The organism is uncultured Gimesia sp., assembly GCF_963972345.1.
Lineage (GTDB): Bacteria > Planctomycetota > Planctomycetia > Planctomycetales > Planctomycetaceae > Gimesia.
The window spans coordinates 1-15,114 of sequence record NZ_CAXAVM010000175.1 but is presented as its reverse complement, the minus strand read 5'-3'; the positions used below and the strand labels follow the sequence as shown (position 1 = coordinate 15,114).

At 47.6% G+C, this 15,114-nt stretch carries 12 protein-coding genes; 7 read left to right on the top strand and 5 right to left on the bottom strand.

From position 1 onward, the window contains the following. Window positions 1-99: 99 nt before the first annotated feature. From AACZ40_RS22600 to AACZ40_RS22580, 5 genes are all read right to left on the bottom strand, one after another. Entirely contained in the window at window positions 100-1,497 is a 1,398-nt protein-coding gene (locus AACZ40_RS22600; protein WP_291167073.1) for a DUF2254 domain-containing protein, read from the bottom strand. Window positions 1,498-1,687: 190 nt separating this feature from the next. Next, the gene (locus tag AACZ40_RS22595) at window positions 1,688-2,689 is read right to left on the bottom strand and encodes a PRC-barrel domain-containing protein (protein ID WP_291167074.1); all 1,002 of its coding nucleotides are present in this window, start codon (window positions 2,687-2,689) and stop codon (window positions 1,688-1,690) included. 216 nt (window positions 2,690-2,905) lie between these two features. Next, window positions 2,906-3,112 (bottom strand): CsbD family protein, encoded by a 207-nt coding sequence (locus AACZ40_RS22590; RefSeq protein ID WP_339675946.1) that lies wholly within the window; start codon window positions 3,110-3,112, stop codon window positions 2,906-2,908. A gap of 88 nt (window positions 3,113-3,200) precedes the next feature. Continuing rightward, a complete protein-coding gene (locus tag AACZ40_RS22585; RefSeq protein ID WP_291167075.1) occupies window positions 3,201-3,392 on the bottom strand; it encodes a hypothetical protein in 192 nt (63 codons plus the stop codon). A 119-nt stretch (window positions 3,393-3,511) separates the two neighbouring features. Continuing rightward, a complete protein-coding gene (locus AACZ40_RS22580; protein ID WP_291167076.1) occupies window positions 3,512-4,240 on the bottom strand; it encodes a PRC-barrel domain-containing protein in 729 nt (242 codons plus the stop codon). Between the two features lie 746 nt (window positions 4,241-4,986). Here AACZ40_RS22580 and AACZ40_RS22575 point away from each other — a divergent pair. The 7 genes from AACZ40_RS22575 to AACZ40_RS22545 all read left to right on the top strand — a co-directional run bounded on the left by AACZ40_RS22575 (window position 4,987) and on the right by AACZ40_RS22545 (window position 15,003). Beyond that, on the top strand, window positions 4,987-6,459 hold the full coding sequence (locus AACZ40_RS22575; protein ID WP_291167077.1) for a sigma-54 dependent transcriptional regulator: 1,473 nt from the start codon (window positions 4,987-4,989) through the stop codon (window positions 6,457-6,459). A gap of 463 nt (window positions 6,460-6,922) precedes the next feature. Next, window positions 6,923-7,090 (top strand): DUF1328 domain-containing protein, encoded by a 168-nt coding sequence (locus AACZ40_RS22570; protein WP_291167079.1) that lies wholly within the window; start codon window positions 6,923-6,925, stop codon window positions 7,088-7,090. 128 nt (window positions 7,091-7,218) lie between these two features. Continuing rightward, complete coding sequence (locus AACZ40_RS22565) at window positions 7,219-7,515, top strand: hypothetical protein (RefSeq protein WP_291167080.1); 297 nt, start codon at window positions 7,219-7,221, stop codon at window positions 7,513-7,515. Between the two features lie 218 nt (window positions 7,516-7,733). Next, window positions 7,734-11,159, top strand: coding sequence for a PAS domain S-box protein (locus tag AACZ40_RS22560; protein ID WP_291167082.1), 3,426 nt, complete (start codon window positions 7,734-7,736; stop codon window positions 11,157-11,159). 454 nt (window positions 11,160-11,613) lie between these two features. Then, window positions 11,614-11,844: a YqaE/Pmp3 family membrane protein gene (locus AACZ40_RS22555; protein ID WP_291167084.1), complete on the top strand. Its 231-nt coding sequence runs from the start codon at window positions 11,614-11,616 to the stop codon at window positions 11,842-11,844. Window positions 11,845-11,895: 51 nt separating this feature from the next. Beyond that, complete coding sequence (locus AACZ40_RS22550) at window positions 11,896-12,654, top strand: TrkA C-terminal domain-containing protein (RefSeq protein ID WP_291167086.1); 759 nt, start codon at window positions 11,896-11,898, stop codon at window positions 12,652-12,654. Window positions 12,655-13,737: 1,083 nt separating this feature from the next. After that, window positions 13,738-15,003 (top strand): sodium-dependent bicarbonate transport family permease, encoded by a 1,266-nt coding sequence (locus AACZ40_RS22545; RefSeq protein WP_291167088.1) that lies wholly within the window; start codon window positions 13,738-13,740, stop codon window positions 15,001-15,003. Window positions 15,004-15,114: the final 111 nt, after the last annotated feature.

Genomic DNA, 15,114 nt, shown 5'->3' with positions numbered 1-15,114 from the left:
TGACGTTTATGATTGACGTTTATGATTGACGTTTATGATTGACGTTTATGATTGATGGAAACTTATCTGGAAGGAACCTGCCATTAACTGGATTGGCTCCTACGTGGTTTGCAAGCCTGGCTCCAATTTCTCAGTTAACCGCAGGAATGCCTGCTGAAATTTGATTCGGTCTGTCTGCACAATGTGATGGTCTTCAAATGCACTCTTCAATGCTTCTGCTTCCTGAAGAATTGTTTTCAGATGGTCTGGGCGTGATGCGTGGCTGGCGATTCCAGACAGTGCTTCCAGCATCTTGAGTGAAACCGCAGTACTGCTGAAACCATATTCCCGGATCATTCCAAAAGAGCCTGTTAAAACATCTGCAAAGTCATCTGCTGATGTCACCAGTACCCGAGGAATTGAATCACTGTCTCTTCGAATTTGAGCTGGCTTGGGACGTTCAGCAAACCGCCCCATCGCACCTCCCAGGCGGTCTACACAGGTCATCGCAGTGAAAGGGTCGTTGATACCCGGAGAGAGTGCCCGTACTGCAATTTCTACCAGTTCCAGTGCAGCATAACTGACATCCTGCCGTGGAGTACGCCGGTGTCCGATAATGATGACCCGATGAACGGTATTGCAAACCGATTCTGTCTGTTCCTGATGAGCTTCCTCAGTTTCTGTCGCATCCTGAAACCAGATACGTGCTAATATTTGCTCTTTTGTAATATAGTCACCCGGTTTACACATGAGTTCGACAACGCCATTCAACTCCAAAGCCAGAGAGATCAGGCTTCCTCCATCGATTCCCTCGATATAGCCTTCTTTATGGGAAGGAACGGTGACATTATTTTTTCCGACACTGGACAGGATTTCCTGGAATGTCTGCTGTTTCAGTACATCAGGTTGTTCCGCATCGACTTCATTTTCAGATTCCTCGCTCATTCGTTCTGGAAACAGACGGTCAATGGCCTCTTCCAGATCATGCGAGACTTCTGTGATAATGGTGGGAGCCTGGATCGCGGTGGCCACATGGTGAATAAACCAGATCAACATTCCCATGCTGATCAGTCCCAGGAGCAGACCCACTGAAGTACCCACCTGAGGAGTAAACCCAGGGCTGTCCCCCTGTGCTTCTCTGACATTCTGCAGCACCAGCAGGCAATACAGGCTGGTTCCGACGTATTGGCCAATCACGAGGTCAGCAATGCTGGCGCCCATCACATTTCGCACGAGACGGGAGCCATACTGAGAAGACGCGATTGACAGTGACACAATTGTGATTGAAAATACCACCCCAGCCAGCGCAATCGTGGCTCCGGCTACTGAGGATAATGTCGACCGGGCCGCAGGCGCAGTCGTGGTAAACCAACTGAGAGATCGCTCAGAATGAATCAACAGACTGTCCAGTTGATTTGTGCCGTATGCCAGTAGAATTGCCATTAAAGCCATGATCGTCGGGACAAACCAGAAACTGGTTCGGAAAGAATCCCATAGATTCTCAAGTCGTGCTCTCATGCTTTGAGGGGCTCCGCTTCTATATTGTTTCTCAAAAGTTGTTTTGCAGGAAGCAGTGATGGATACAAATGATTGTATTCAATTATGGTATTATGAGACTGGAAAATGATACAAAAAAACGCTGTGAGCAGTAAATCACTCCTCACAGCGTTTGGAACACTGGAGCTTTTCAATCAAGTCCTGATCCGGATCAGGTATCGATATTCACTTTCACATCACGGTCTTTGTGATCAGCTTCAATCCGATAGCGTTTATGAAGCTCTTTGGAAAAGTCAGGATCTGCAAAGTCGGGCCAGTGATCTTCATCAAATCCCTGGGCTCCTTCGAGCTGTTGCTGTGTGACATTCAAAACCAGAATCTGCTCTTCCGGCTCTTCAGGATTCTGTTTTATTTCAAATGCTTTGAATGGAACTGCGAACATCTTGTTGCCAACCCCGAGGAAACCCCCGTAGGTGACAGCCGCATATTGAACTTTTCCGTGTGAAGCATTGATGACAATATCATTGATTTCACCCACACTTTTTCCTTCTGCGTTCTGAATATTCATACCATTTAACTGGCTGACTCGTACATTTTTTCCCGAAGTCTTGGGATCTAATTTACCTGCTTTGGTCTGACGTGTTTCGTCTTTGTTCATTCTTTTGTGTTTGACATTATAGCGTTTATTGAGATCAGAAAGATAGCTCGCATCCGCGAAGTCGGGCCAGTGATCTTCATCAAAGCCAGTCGCGCCTTCCAGCTGTTTCTGATTCACGTTCAGAACCAGTGTGTGTTCTGTTGAATCCGGTTTCTGCTTGATGTTGAATGCTTCGAAGGGCACGGCAAACATTTTGTTTCCCACCCCGAGAAATCCTCCGTAAGTCACAGCTGCATACTTGACTTCCCCGGTGGAAGTATTCATGACCAGGTCATTGATTTCACCCAGGCTCTCTCCCTGAGGATTCTGGATGTTCATGCCGATCAGTTTACTGGCGCGGGTCACGATGCCCGCTTTATCCATATGTTTTCTATCAACTCGATCGGCTCTTTTATCAGCCCTGGATGCTTTTTTGTCAGCTTTGGAATTTTTGGAGTTTTCCGGTGCTTGTACTTTCTCTTCATTTGGATTGTCGAATGCATAGGTGCTTCCGGCCAGACATAGAGCAGTGACGCTAAACGCAATCATACTTGCGAGTGCAGTAAATCGTTTCATCTTATTTCTCCCACGGGTTTCAAAGAATTTGAAGTTTGATATGACCAGAAGTAACTATCACAGCTGATAATGTTTCCTGTCTTGACAATGCAGCTGACTGACTCAAAAAACCGGTATGTAATTCCGTTTAAGCGAATATTCGCTGGCAGTCCTGGATCATCTGCAGGGTTTATTATCAGCTGATGATAGTTTTAAATATTCATAAAGTGATCAGTTTCAGCAGTGGCAGGAACTCTCAAACTGAGAGACCTGTTTTTCTGCTTCTTCCTTGGCGATTCCATAGCGCTCCTGGACTTTGCCAACCAGATTTTCCCGCTTCCCGTTTATCTGGTCGATTTCATCGTCGGTCAGCTCTCCCCATTTCTGTTTCGCCTGACCTTTAATCTGTTTCCATTTTCCTTCGAATTGATCTGAATTCATCATTCTTCTCCAGTATTGAAATAAATCTTTTTAAACAGTGATATTACTGCTGATTCCAGACTGGTAATCAGCAAAACGATTGGTTTTCGCGTTACTCTTTCTTCTTGAGATCCACACCGACGTCGCCATCTCCCTTGTCACGTAAAATCTCAAGTTCACCATTCGGTGTTTCGATATCGAGTACTTTTTCTTTTTCTTCACAACCTGCCAGGGTGAATGCTGTGGCTGACATCAACAGGAGAGCCAGCGATAAGAAACATGAATTGATGATGCTGTTTTTCATAACGGTTTCCTTTTTATTTAAATTGACCTGGTTCGCTGTGTGCGCACCGGGAGCCCGTTAAAATCAGGTAGTTAGGCTTTTTCATGCCAGATATGTTTTTTTATGGATTCTCAGCTGCGCTACCAGTAAGTAGGACGTCCATAAAAATCATAGAGTTGTGTTTCGTAAGCGCGATTGACAGGGAGTCGAGGATCATAGGTGGGAGCGTTTTCCACTTGTGATCTTGTTAAATCCAGATGTGCTTTGTGATCTTCCCACGTAAAATGAGTGAGCCAGTCGAAAGCGATAATCACTTTTTTGCCTGGCAGCCAGTTACGGGTATCAATCACCAGATATCGTAAACTCCAGCTTTCCGTATCGACAATCATGTCTTCCACATGGCCTATCGTGTCTTCCATGCATTGAATTTTATAGCCTGTCACTTCGTTGACACTTCGTAGATGGGGGTCGCCATCCCTGGCCGCAACACGTTCTTCGAGTTCCACCGAAGCGGTGGGACGGTTCATCACAGGCGTAAGCGAACTTCCCCAGTAAACAGGCCAGTTGTAGAACGACGCGAGTGCTGTTTCATACTGTCGTGAGACAGGCTGTTCTGTTTCTACAGCAGGCGCGGCTTCTATATTTGCTTTTGAAAGTACGGTCGGTAATTCATAGCTGTCTAAATCCGGCTGATCGATGGCAACGGGCGAAATCAGAACCTGACGGTCTGTAAGCCATCCCCCGGTATTTACTACGAGATAACGCATGATGTGGGAAACATCATCAAACAGAAAATCCTGAACTGTTCCACAATCTCCATCGGTTGCCAGAACTTTGTAGCCATTGAGTTCATTGGTGCTCCGAAACATTTCTGTCTCCTTTCCTGGTTCTGCCTGGAGACGAAATGCAGATCGTGTGCCACTCGCTGAAATTTCCTTTCGTTCATCACGAAAATCATTGTTAATCATACAAAAGGCTCTTTGTTTTTAATGAAATAAGCTGAATTCAATTTTCTTTTCGAAACGATTCGCAGTCTCAGTTATTCCATTCAAAGCTGGTTTTAAGCGACCGCTGAGGAACCGGTTTGCTTGACAATCAGTCAGCAAAGCGAGGAAACACAGCCTGGCAATAAAAAAAGCCCTGCGGCGTACATGGTTAGTTCGCCGCAGGGCTGTCATAGGCCTGCTGGTGACCTGCCTTCGGGAGCAGGTGATTGATGCTTAAAGTGTAAACCTGGAACTACATACAGTCAATCAATCGTAAACCGGATTTCTAGTATAATTTCATCATTGACCAGAAAGGGGGCCTGTCCTGGTTTAGGTGGATCAGTAGAGACAGAGCTACTTTCTCTCTTCCGCTCCAGGAAAAGAAAACCTCTTGATTGAACTTGTTTCCCGATATAATTCTGTTTAATGACCTGCTTTCATGACATTCCTGATGGAATGACGTTCTAAGTTCAATTCAGTTTTGGTTATTGGTTCAGAAAGGAAACCAGTTGTCATGGATTTTCGTTACGGATCTTTGTAATGCAGAAGTGAGATTGATAGAATGGCACTATACAAGTGAAATCAAATATAGCACTTCAATAAATCAGTTTGGATAAAAAGATAAAGATATGTCTCAGGCATTAGTAGTGGATGATGATCGTACTGTACGGGAAATGGTCCGCCGATCACTGGAAAAAGTGAACATTGACGTCATGACCGCAGGTACTGCAGACGAAGCCATGGATGCGATTCGTGCGAGTTCGCCGGAAGTCGTTCTACTGGATATCATGTTGCCTGGTGTATCCGGTTTGGATATTTTTCGAGAGATACATAAACTGGATCGACGTTTGCCCGTCGTGTTTATCACTTCTTCCAGCGAGAGTAACCTTGCGATTGAGGCCATGCAACTGGGGGCGTTTGATTATCTTGCCAAGCCACTGGATCTCCCCAAATTGAATCTGCTGGCACAGAAAGCCATTGAGACACGTCGGCTGATGAATATCCCGGTAGCGTTACCGGTAGGCGATGCCAAAACCGGTAAAGGGGACCAGTTTGTAGGCCGCAGTCCACAAATGCTGGAAGTATTCAAGGCGATCGGACGTGTGGCGGCGGAAAACGTCAATGTTCTGATCCGGGGGGAAAGCGGTACCGGTAAAGAACTGGTTGCCCGGGCAATCTATCAGCATAGCCCTCGTTCCAAAGAATGTTTTATGGCAGTCAATTGTGCTGCCTTAACCGAAACGTTACTGGAAAGTGAACTGTTTGGTTATGAAAAAGGGGCATTTACAGGGGCAGACCGACAACGGATCGGTAAATTCGAACAATGCAACGGGGGAACCATATTCCTCGATGAAGTGGGAGATATGTCGCAACTGACTCAAGGAAAAGTATTGCGACTGCTGCAGGAGCAAAAGTTTGAACGGGTCGGAGGCAATAAAACAATTGAAACCGATGTACGAATTATTGCCGCTACGAATCGCAATCTGGAAGATATGGTGAAATCGGGTTTGTTTCGCGAAGATCTGTTCTACCGACTCAATGGAATGACCATTTCACTGCCTCCCTTACGTAATCGCGGTGATGACATTGCATTGCTGGTTGAGCATTATTTGAATGAGGCATGTTATGAAATGGGGCGCACTGAGACGGAAGGAGTTTCTTCAGAAGCGCTGGAACTATTGATTCAGTATCACTGGCCTGGAAATGTCAGAGAGCTGCAGAGTGTCGTTCGGCAGTCACTGTTGAATAGTACGACTCCAGTGATTGTTCCTTCTTTTCTGCCGGAGGAACTGTCCAGGCGGTTCAACACCCAGGCTATGCCGTTTGATACACAAATGGATGTGGGAAGTGATGATTTTCCCTTATCGGATTTACGATTGTTTGTGGATCAACGTCTCGCTGAACAGTCGACGGATTTATACAGTGAGACTCTGGAAGCCATGGAAAGATACCTGCTGACTCGAGTCTTGAATGAAACCGGAGGTAATCAGACTCGTGCTGCAGAAATCCTGGGTATTACGCGCGGAAAGATTCGCGATCGCATTGCCCAGTTTGGCATCTCGCTGGCGAAAACAGTGAGTATTGATGACGACGCTGATTAGTCATTCGTAAAATCGCATCAGCCGGCAGCTGCAACAGATGGTCGTGCAGCCTGCGCTGGTATTCTCCTGGATTACTGTTTTATTAAACTTTGTCCAGTCTGGAGCCTCTTTTCCTGAGAGAACTGACAGCGGTCGCTTAACGCGCAATTTCCCTGGCTGGCGAGCGATCAGCAATCGATTTTTTGCATCAAGATCTGCGTATGTGCATTTTGGCAGATTCTTATCGTATTCTGGTATAATGCTTTACGTTGATTCATCTTTCAGGTGGTCCAACTTGGCACAGCGATTGCGATATTCAGTTTTATCGCAGCATCGCGAATAAAAATTGAAACATGTAAATCAAATGAGCCAGGGCATTCCTGGTTGGCTGGTTGGTCTGTTGACCTTTTATTATCAGCCGGATCGGAATTGAGAGACCGGTTTCAGAGGAGATTACAATCCCACTAATTGAAAGGGTATCACCATGTTGAGTTGGGCATTGATGTTTTTAGTAATTGCACTGGTAGCGGGACTCTTTGGTTTTGGTCTGGTCGGCGGCATGGCCTATGGCGCTGCCAAAATCTGCTTCTTTATCTTTCTCATATTAGCAGTCATCAGCCTGCTGACAGGGAAAAGGATCCCCACAGAATAGAGCTTTGATGAGTCAACGTTACTCTTGAAGCGAAACTGCTGAGGCGATCGGCCGACGGCTCTAAAAAGTGCCGTCGGTCCGGTTTATTTCTCCCTGGCAGCAATAGTTCATCTTACTGGAGAAGGCAGATGCGAAGCGTCATCATCATCGTACTGATTATAGTTGCTTTAGTCGCAATGGTGCTGGGAGGTTGGATTTCCTTTTCTGAGAAGGATGACAGCGCAAGTATGACCATTCATAAAAATGAAGTAAAAAAGGACACGGAAGAAGCAGTTCAAAAAGGGGAAGACCTGGTGAAAGATGCAGCCAGGGAAGGACGAAAGTTGATCGACAAGGCAGAAGACGAAATTGATACTGAAGAACCCGTCGAAGCTGAACCAGACGTCAGTGCTGAGCAGCCTCAAGCTTTAGAAACTCCCAGATGATGTGATAGAGCAATCAACGCGAAATTGTTTGCGAGAGTATTATACTGAAGATCTTTGCTGTTAGAGAAATATTGCCCGATACTGGTTGAGATTTCCTGCCCGGTGGGGCTAGTCGTGGACGTTTCAAGTTCATTTTGTTAAATTAATGTCATATCCCTTTCCACTTCAAAAATTCACTAACGTTTCTAATCTTTATTTCCAGTCGGGCGCAAAAACGAATGGGACTCTCATCAAAGCCAGATTTCCCGAATGATGCTTTATGGGCCTCCGATGACCGGTTGCAGACAATTGTCGATTCCGCGATGGATGCCGTCATTACCATGAATTTGGATGGTTGTGTCCTGGACTGGAATCGGCGGGCAGAAGAAATTTTTGGCTGGTCCAGAAATGAAGCAGCCGGAAATCCCGTTTGCGAGTTAATCATCCCTCCCCAATATGTTGAGCAGTACCAGGAGGGGCTTCGGTTGTTCAAAACGACGGGGAAAAAGCGGGTCATCAACAATAAAATGGAACTGACGGCGCTCCGCAGGAACGGGCATGAATTTCCCATTGAAATGATGGTGACCCAGATTGAATGGAACGGTCAGATAATCTTCAATGCTTTTGTCAGAGATGTTTCAGACAGAAAAGAAGCTGAGCAGTTGATTGCCCGTGAGAAACTTGAGGCGGCTTTACTGCAACAGGCAAGCTTTTCGTCTTCAACCAATGATGCCCTGGAAGACGCTTTACGAATTTGTGTTGCCAATCTTGGTGAAATATCCGGCTGGCCCATTGGTCATGCCTATCTGCGAAAACAAGGGGGAAATCGTCTGATTTCATCTCGGATCTGGCATCTGCAAAATCGAGATCATTTTTTGGAATTGCGTACTGAATCAGAGAAGCAAACGTTTGCGCCCGGGGAAGATATTCCGGGTTACGTCTGGAGTCGTGGCGAACCAGTCTGGATCACAAACTTTGAAAATGAAGATACAATCATTCATAAGCGAAACTTCGCAGGACTGGATGTTCGCTCCGCTTTCGCATTTCCTGTAAAACTCGACGGCGATGTAATCGCGGTTGTCGAATTTTTTAATACCAAACTGACTTCGCCCGACCTGAATCTGCTGGCGTTATCTCGCGGAGTCAGTAATCTGATCAGGCATGTGATCGAACGGGTTCAATGGCAGGAAGAACGTACGAGACTGGCTGCCATCGTCGATTCTTCGGGAGATGCAATTATAGGAAAAGCGCCCGATGGGACAATTTCCTCCTGGAATAATGGAGCCGAGGTGATCTACGGCTGGCTGGAAGACGAAGTGATTGGTGAAACCGTATCGATTCTGTTACCGCCGGGCATGGCCCGTGAAGAATCAGAGATATTGGAAGCGATGAAAACAGGACGCAGGCTGGATCAGTTTCAGACGAGACGCATGCGGAAAGATGGAACCATTATCGATGTGGCCATTACTGTTTCTCCCATTCGTGGAATGGATCATCAGGTCGTCGGATCCTCCAGTATCGAAAGAGACATCACTGCCAGGCGGAGGCGTGAAGAAGAACTCAGCAAGGCAAAGGATGAAGCCGAGCAGGCAACCCGTGCGCAAGGCGAATTTCTGGCGAATGTCAGTCATGAACTCAGAACTCCCATGAATGCGATTCTGGGGATGCTCGAATTGACATTGCAGGAAAACCTGACGCCCCTCAAGCGGGATTATTTACAGACGGCTAAAGATTCCGCTGATTCACTGCTTCTACTGGTGAATGATATTCTGGACTTTTCGCGACTGGAAGCAGGGCGTTTTGAACTCGAGCCGGTGCCATTTAATCTGCGGGTCATGCTCGATGAAGCAGTGAAAACACTTTCGCTGCGGGCCTGCGAGAAAGGTCTGGAATTGATCTGCCGAATCGATAAACGGGTACCGACTCAGGTTCTGGGTGACCCGGTTCGCCTGCGGCAGATACTGACGAATCTGGCAGGGAATGCGATCAAATTCACAGAGCAGGGTGAAGTGGTGGTTGACGTCAAAGTGATTGAGTCTTCGGTTGAAGGTTCTGCAGATTCTGTTAAGCAGTCGGCAGCAGACCCACTCTCCCACATTCCGCCGGGAGAAAAACCACTGCTGGAATTCAGTGTGTCCGATACAGGTATTGGAATCGCAGCGGAAGATCAGGAACGGATCTTTGCCCCCTTTGCGCAGGCGGATGCATCGACCACGCGGCATTATTCGGGCACGGGCCTGGGGCTGGCGATCTGTCATGAACTGATTGGTTTAATGCAAGGGAAAATGTTCTTAACCAGTGAAACGGGAAAAGGGAGTCGCTTTTCATTTCAAGTCAGCCTGACGGTAGCGGAACCGGAAGTGTCGAAAACGGATGACGTCGAATCCTCCGTCTCGGAATTACGGGATCTTCCGGTTCTGGTAGTCGACGATAATGAGACGAATCGTGTGATTCTGGAAGAGATGTTGACGAACTGGTCCATGGCCCCAACTCCTGTTGAGTCTGCCCAGGATGCATTAGATCAACTCTCTGCCCTCAGGGAGAGCGATCAGAATTATCCACTGGTGATCGTGGATGCGCTCATGCCGGAAACCGATGGTTTTATGCTGCTCGAAAAAGCCAGACAGGATGGTCTGCTTGATTCCGCGACGATTCTGATGCTGTCTTCAGCCGACCATCAGATTTTCAACGAGCGATGCCAGGGGCTTGATATTTCCGCATATCTGGAAAAGCCAGTATCCCAGTCTGATCTCCTGGATGCCATCATGACTGCCTTAAAAGGGCCTCATCTGGAACGCTCCACTATCAACAAAATCAGAGAATCAACAAAGCCACTGAGAGTTCTGGTAGCCGAAGACACACCCGCAAATCAGAAAGTGATTACGGCGATCCTGAAGAAACGGGGACACCACTGTGTGATTGCCGATAATGGTCGCGAAGCGGTAGACTATCTGCGAAGTGAACCGTTTGATGTCGTATTAATGGACGTGCAGATGCCTACGATGGATGGGCTGCAGGCAACTGTCATGATTCGTGAGCAGGAATATGGCTCCGGTGTGCATACTCCCATCATTGCGATGACGGCCTATGCCATGCGCGGCGATCGTGATAAATGTATTGCTGCAGGCATGGATAGCTATATTTCTAAACCAATCGATGCCAATAAACTGATATTGGTTCTGGAGCGACTGGCAATGCGTAATGGAAAAATTGACTCGAAGAAGGATCTTTCTGACAGTTCAGAACTCTTACAGCAACAGGCTGAAGCTAAGCCGATTGAGTCTGGTTCTGAACCGGAAAATCAGCCGACGGCAGATTCCCGGCCGGCCATCAATATGCAGGCCGCTCTCAAACGGGTCGGCGATGATCCCAAAATTCTCGACGATATGGTCAGCTTCTTCTTCGAAGATGCACCGACACTGCTGGCAGAAATCAATCAGCAGACAGCCGCCGGTGATGCAGAAGAGCTGACACGCGCCGCGCACAGTTTAAAGGGGCTCTGTGCCAACTTTAATGCTTACCCAGCTGTCGAAGCGGCAAAAACGATCGAGGAATATGGACGTCAGGGTGATCTTCAGGAAGTGCAGGCAGTGATTCCAAAGCTGGAATCAGAATACAGCCGTCTCAATGAAGCGCTGACTGCCTGGAAAGCGGAACAGTCCTGATGCTTGCTGACAATGATGTTTGGGGATTGAAATTTCTGCATCAACAGTTTTCCAGAACGCATCACAATTCAGGATCGCATCACTCAAACTGATCCCCTGGCCCCACTGGCCGGGAGATGTGTCAGTAAACCTGGATTATGTCAGTAAACCTGGATCCAGTCAAAAATGGTGTCTGTGCATTCAAGCCGGTCTCTTTGCAGCCAGTTTTGCGCTCCCGGTCTGTGGTTCTTCGGTCCATAAAATACATAAAAGCCCTGTTTTCTAAGGTTGTACAGTTTGTGTTCACCGTGTTGGTGGATTGGTACGGGATGTGCATTCTATTCTGTTAAGTCACTTTGAAAATAATTGATCCGGAAGCGAATCAGGATCGTTATCGGAATGACTGTGAACTCAGTGTTCGTCTCAAGTGACATCTCAGCAGATTGCATTACGCAATTCAGAAAGGAAATAGATTATGTCAACTCAGTACTCTCAACACGTTCAACCTCATCCGCACCATACTCCGCAACAATCTTCTTCTACCTTCATGGATGTGATCAGAATCATTCTGGCAATCATTCTGCCACCGGTGGGAGTGTTAATGCAGGTCGGACTGGGAATGCATTTCTGGTTAAACATTGTGCTAACTCTTTGTGGTTATATTCCAGGTCTTGTTCACGCCGTCTGGGTTATTGCGAAAAAATAACAGTTTCGTAGTAATGTGAATCTGTCCTGAAAACTTGAACTTAACAGTAACATGTTCGCGATTATTTCACTGATTGTGATTATTGTCGTTTCGATCATTGTGGTTCGCGTGGCAACAATCGCATTAACGTTGACCGGGCTTTCCACTCCGCTGGCACGCTTTCAGGCGCGGTCCGCTTTTACCAGTACCGGATTCACTTCCAGTGAAACCGAAAAGGTCATGCGTCACCCCGTTCGTCGCAAAATTATCATGACACTGATGATTCTGGGAAATGCGGGGATCGTGACGGCGATTTCATCTCTGATCATCTCCTTTGTCGGGGCCGACTCGAATACTGGTCTCTGGTTACGAGTCGCGCTGCTGGCCGGGGGATTATCATTGCTGTGGATGATCGCTTACAGTGAATGGATTGATCAGCGTATCTCCCGAATCATTCAGAACGCGCTGCAGCGCTGGACCGATCTTGAAATTCGAGATTATGCAGGGCTCCTCCATCTGACGGATGACTATATCGTCGTGGAACTGAATGTGAACCCGGGTGACTGGCTTGCTGAAAAAACATTGAATGAGCTCAAACTGGATTCTGAAGGGATCCTCGTGCTGGGGATTGAAAAGCCGGATACAACCTATGTCGGTGCTCCCCGGGGAGAGACTGAGCTGGAGGTTAACGATCGCGTTCTGCTTTATGGAAAAGCCAGTGTATTGAGAAACCTGGATGAGCGGCGTTCCGGCGCGGGCGGTAACTGGGAACACCACAAAGCCGTGGATGAACAGAAACGTAGCGAGCAGGAACAGATCTCGCAGCACTAAAACCACCCTGTGATCAGAATCAGACTGACCTGTTTTCATAAATCCCTCTCTGGATCAATTCCCTTTGACGGCTGTCAGCGATGATCCGTGAAACCGACTACGCATAAAACAGTATTTTTTTAACGAAAGACTGCGAACCAGTTACTGGATCCGCACTATAAAAGTCCCTTGTTTCAGCACAATTCAATGAAAAACTGCTCAAAAGAACTCCATCTATCGACACACATCGACCCACTCCCGCCCCGGCATCATGCCTGATCATCCCGGCATCAGAACAAATCAGCGCGTATCGCCAACGGCTTTTATTCATCTCCGCTTGACTCCTCCGGGCCTTTAGAGAAAATTCCCTACATCCACAGCAGACAGTCCGGATCGATATCTCGACCTGATGCAACAGCCGGCAAACAGCCACACTGAATCGATAATCAATTTCATTCGTAGACAATAAATCTGTCATGAGCCTGTGTCCTGGTTTTACGGAAGCGTCTACAACACATTTGGACCGAGCTGAATAGATTGAGAGACGCTACGATTGAAGGTCATGCGCTCGGGAATCCGTTTGGCTTTCTGGAGCTCTGACTGCCCCACCGGATCTCCCGGCTGGAGCGGCTGTGAAAACAGATCCTACCAGATATCTCCCGTTCATTCTCAGATGAACATCCTGTAGTAGTGACAGCACCGCATGAAATCCAGAGATTTCAAAGACTTCTCGGCGGGCAACGCATCCGGGTAACGTATCCAGGAAACTCAATTTGAGATGCGATCGAATCAGTAGTCCCGGTCTCTGTTCTGCATGTTGTTGCGTTCGGTCTGCAATATCTTGCACCTGTCAGCCTCGGGAAGGGGGCTGGATTCCGTTTATCAGCTCTGGGGATAGAAGCGTAAATAAATATTTCATTTGTAAAACGACTGTTTTTCAGGAGGAAATCGCAAAGGGGGAAAACTTTACTGGTAATTTGAATCTGCTGGTATGCTGATTGCAAGAGGAAGGGATTGTTCATTTGCTGTCTGCAAAACGGAATGAAGTGAAATTCCCGTTCGGCAAAACGACGGACAACACCTGCCAACCCGAGGAGTACTCGATTGTTAGAAGAATTCCTTCATAATTTTGCTCATAACCTTTTCAAACCACTGCTTCTGTTTTTCTACATGGGCTTTTTGATTCCTATTCTGAAAGTACCTTTTGAATTTCCCAAAGCCGTGTACCAGGGTTTGACGCTCTACCTGCTGGTTGCCATCGGCTGGCACGGAGGGGAAGAGCTGGCGTCGCTTTCACTGGCCGAGTTTGGACAGGCACTGGGATTCATGGCGATCGGCTTTGTTGCAAACCTGTGTATTGGGATTGTGGCTTACCTGGTCCTGAAACGTGGCACAAAACTGAGACAGGTCGATGCGGCTACAGTGGCTGGGTTTTATGGATCTGACTCTGCGGGAACATTCGTAACCTGCCTGGGTGTGATTTCGGCTGCCAACATCGCCTACGCTGCTTACATGCCTGTGATGCTGGCGGTGATGGAAATACCAGGATGTCTGGTTGCCCTTTATCTGGTTTCACGCTTACGTCAGAAAGGGATGGATCCTCAAGGGAATATGCCGCATGAACCCGGTTATCAGCCTGTGGTCCATCCAGAGCTGGCGCTGGCCGGGGCTGGCGGGGCAGGAGAAATCACTATCGATGAAGATGAAACAGACGAACCCATAACCCGCTCCCATGCCAGTCCCACCCACGGTCGTACTGCAACCGCTGTTGCAGACAGACGTCAAACGGTCACAGCTTCAAAACAGGAACTGGATGTCGAAACGGATAAACAACCGATCTTCAGTAAAGAGCTTCTGCATGAAGTCTTTCTGAATCCCGGGCTGTACCTGCTGTTTGGCGGGATTATCATCGGGTTTCTGGGAAGACTGCAGGGGGAAGCCGTGACCCGGGCAGACGATACTCTGTTTGTTAATATTTTTCATGGCATGTTGTGTCTGTTCCTGCTGGAAATGGGCATCACCGCCTGCCGTCGTTTGAAAGATCTCAAGACCGCCGGCTGGCGATTCATCATGTTTGGTGTACTCGCTCCGAACGTCTTTGCAACATTTGGAATTCTGGTTGCCCATGGCTACAGCATTGTGCTCGGGCAGCCTTTTGACCTGGGGACCTATGCTCTCTTTGCCGTTTTATGTGGGGCAGCATCCTATATTGCTGTACCCGCTGTGCAGAGACTTGCCATCCCCGAAGCCAGTCCCACGCTGCCTCTCGCGGCATCTCTGGGGCTTACGTTTACTTACAATGTTACCATCGGTATTCCCGTCTACATGTTGGTTGCACAGGTGGTCATGAATACGATTCCAGTGGCATGACCCGGATCGCTCTGGCTGGAACGTCCTGAGGTCCAGCCAGAGCATGTTTTAAAACTTGTGATTACTCCCTGAATGGATGTAGCAGAAACCTGTGATTAGGAGATACAGATG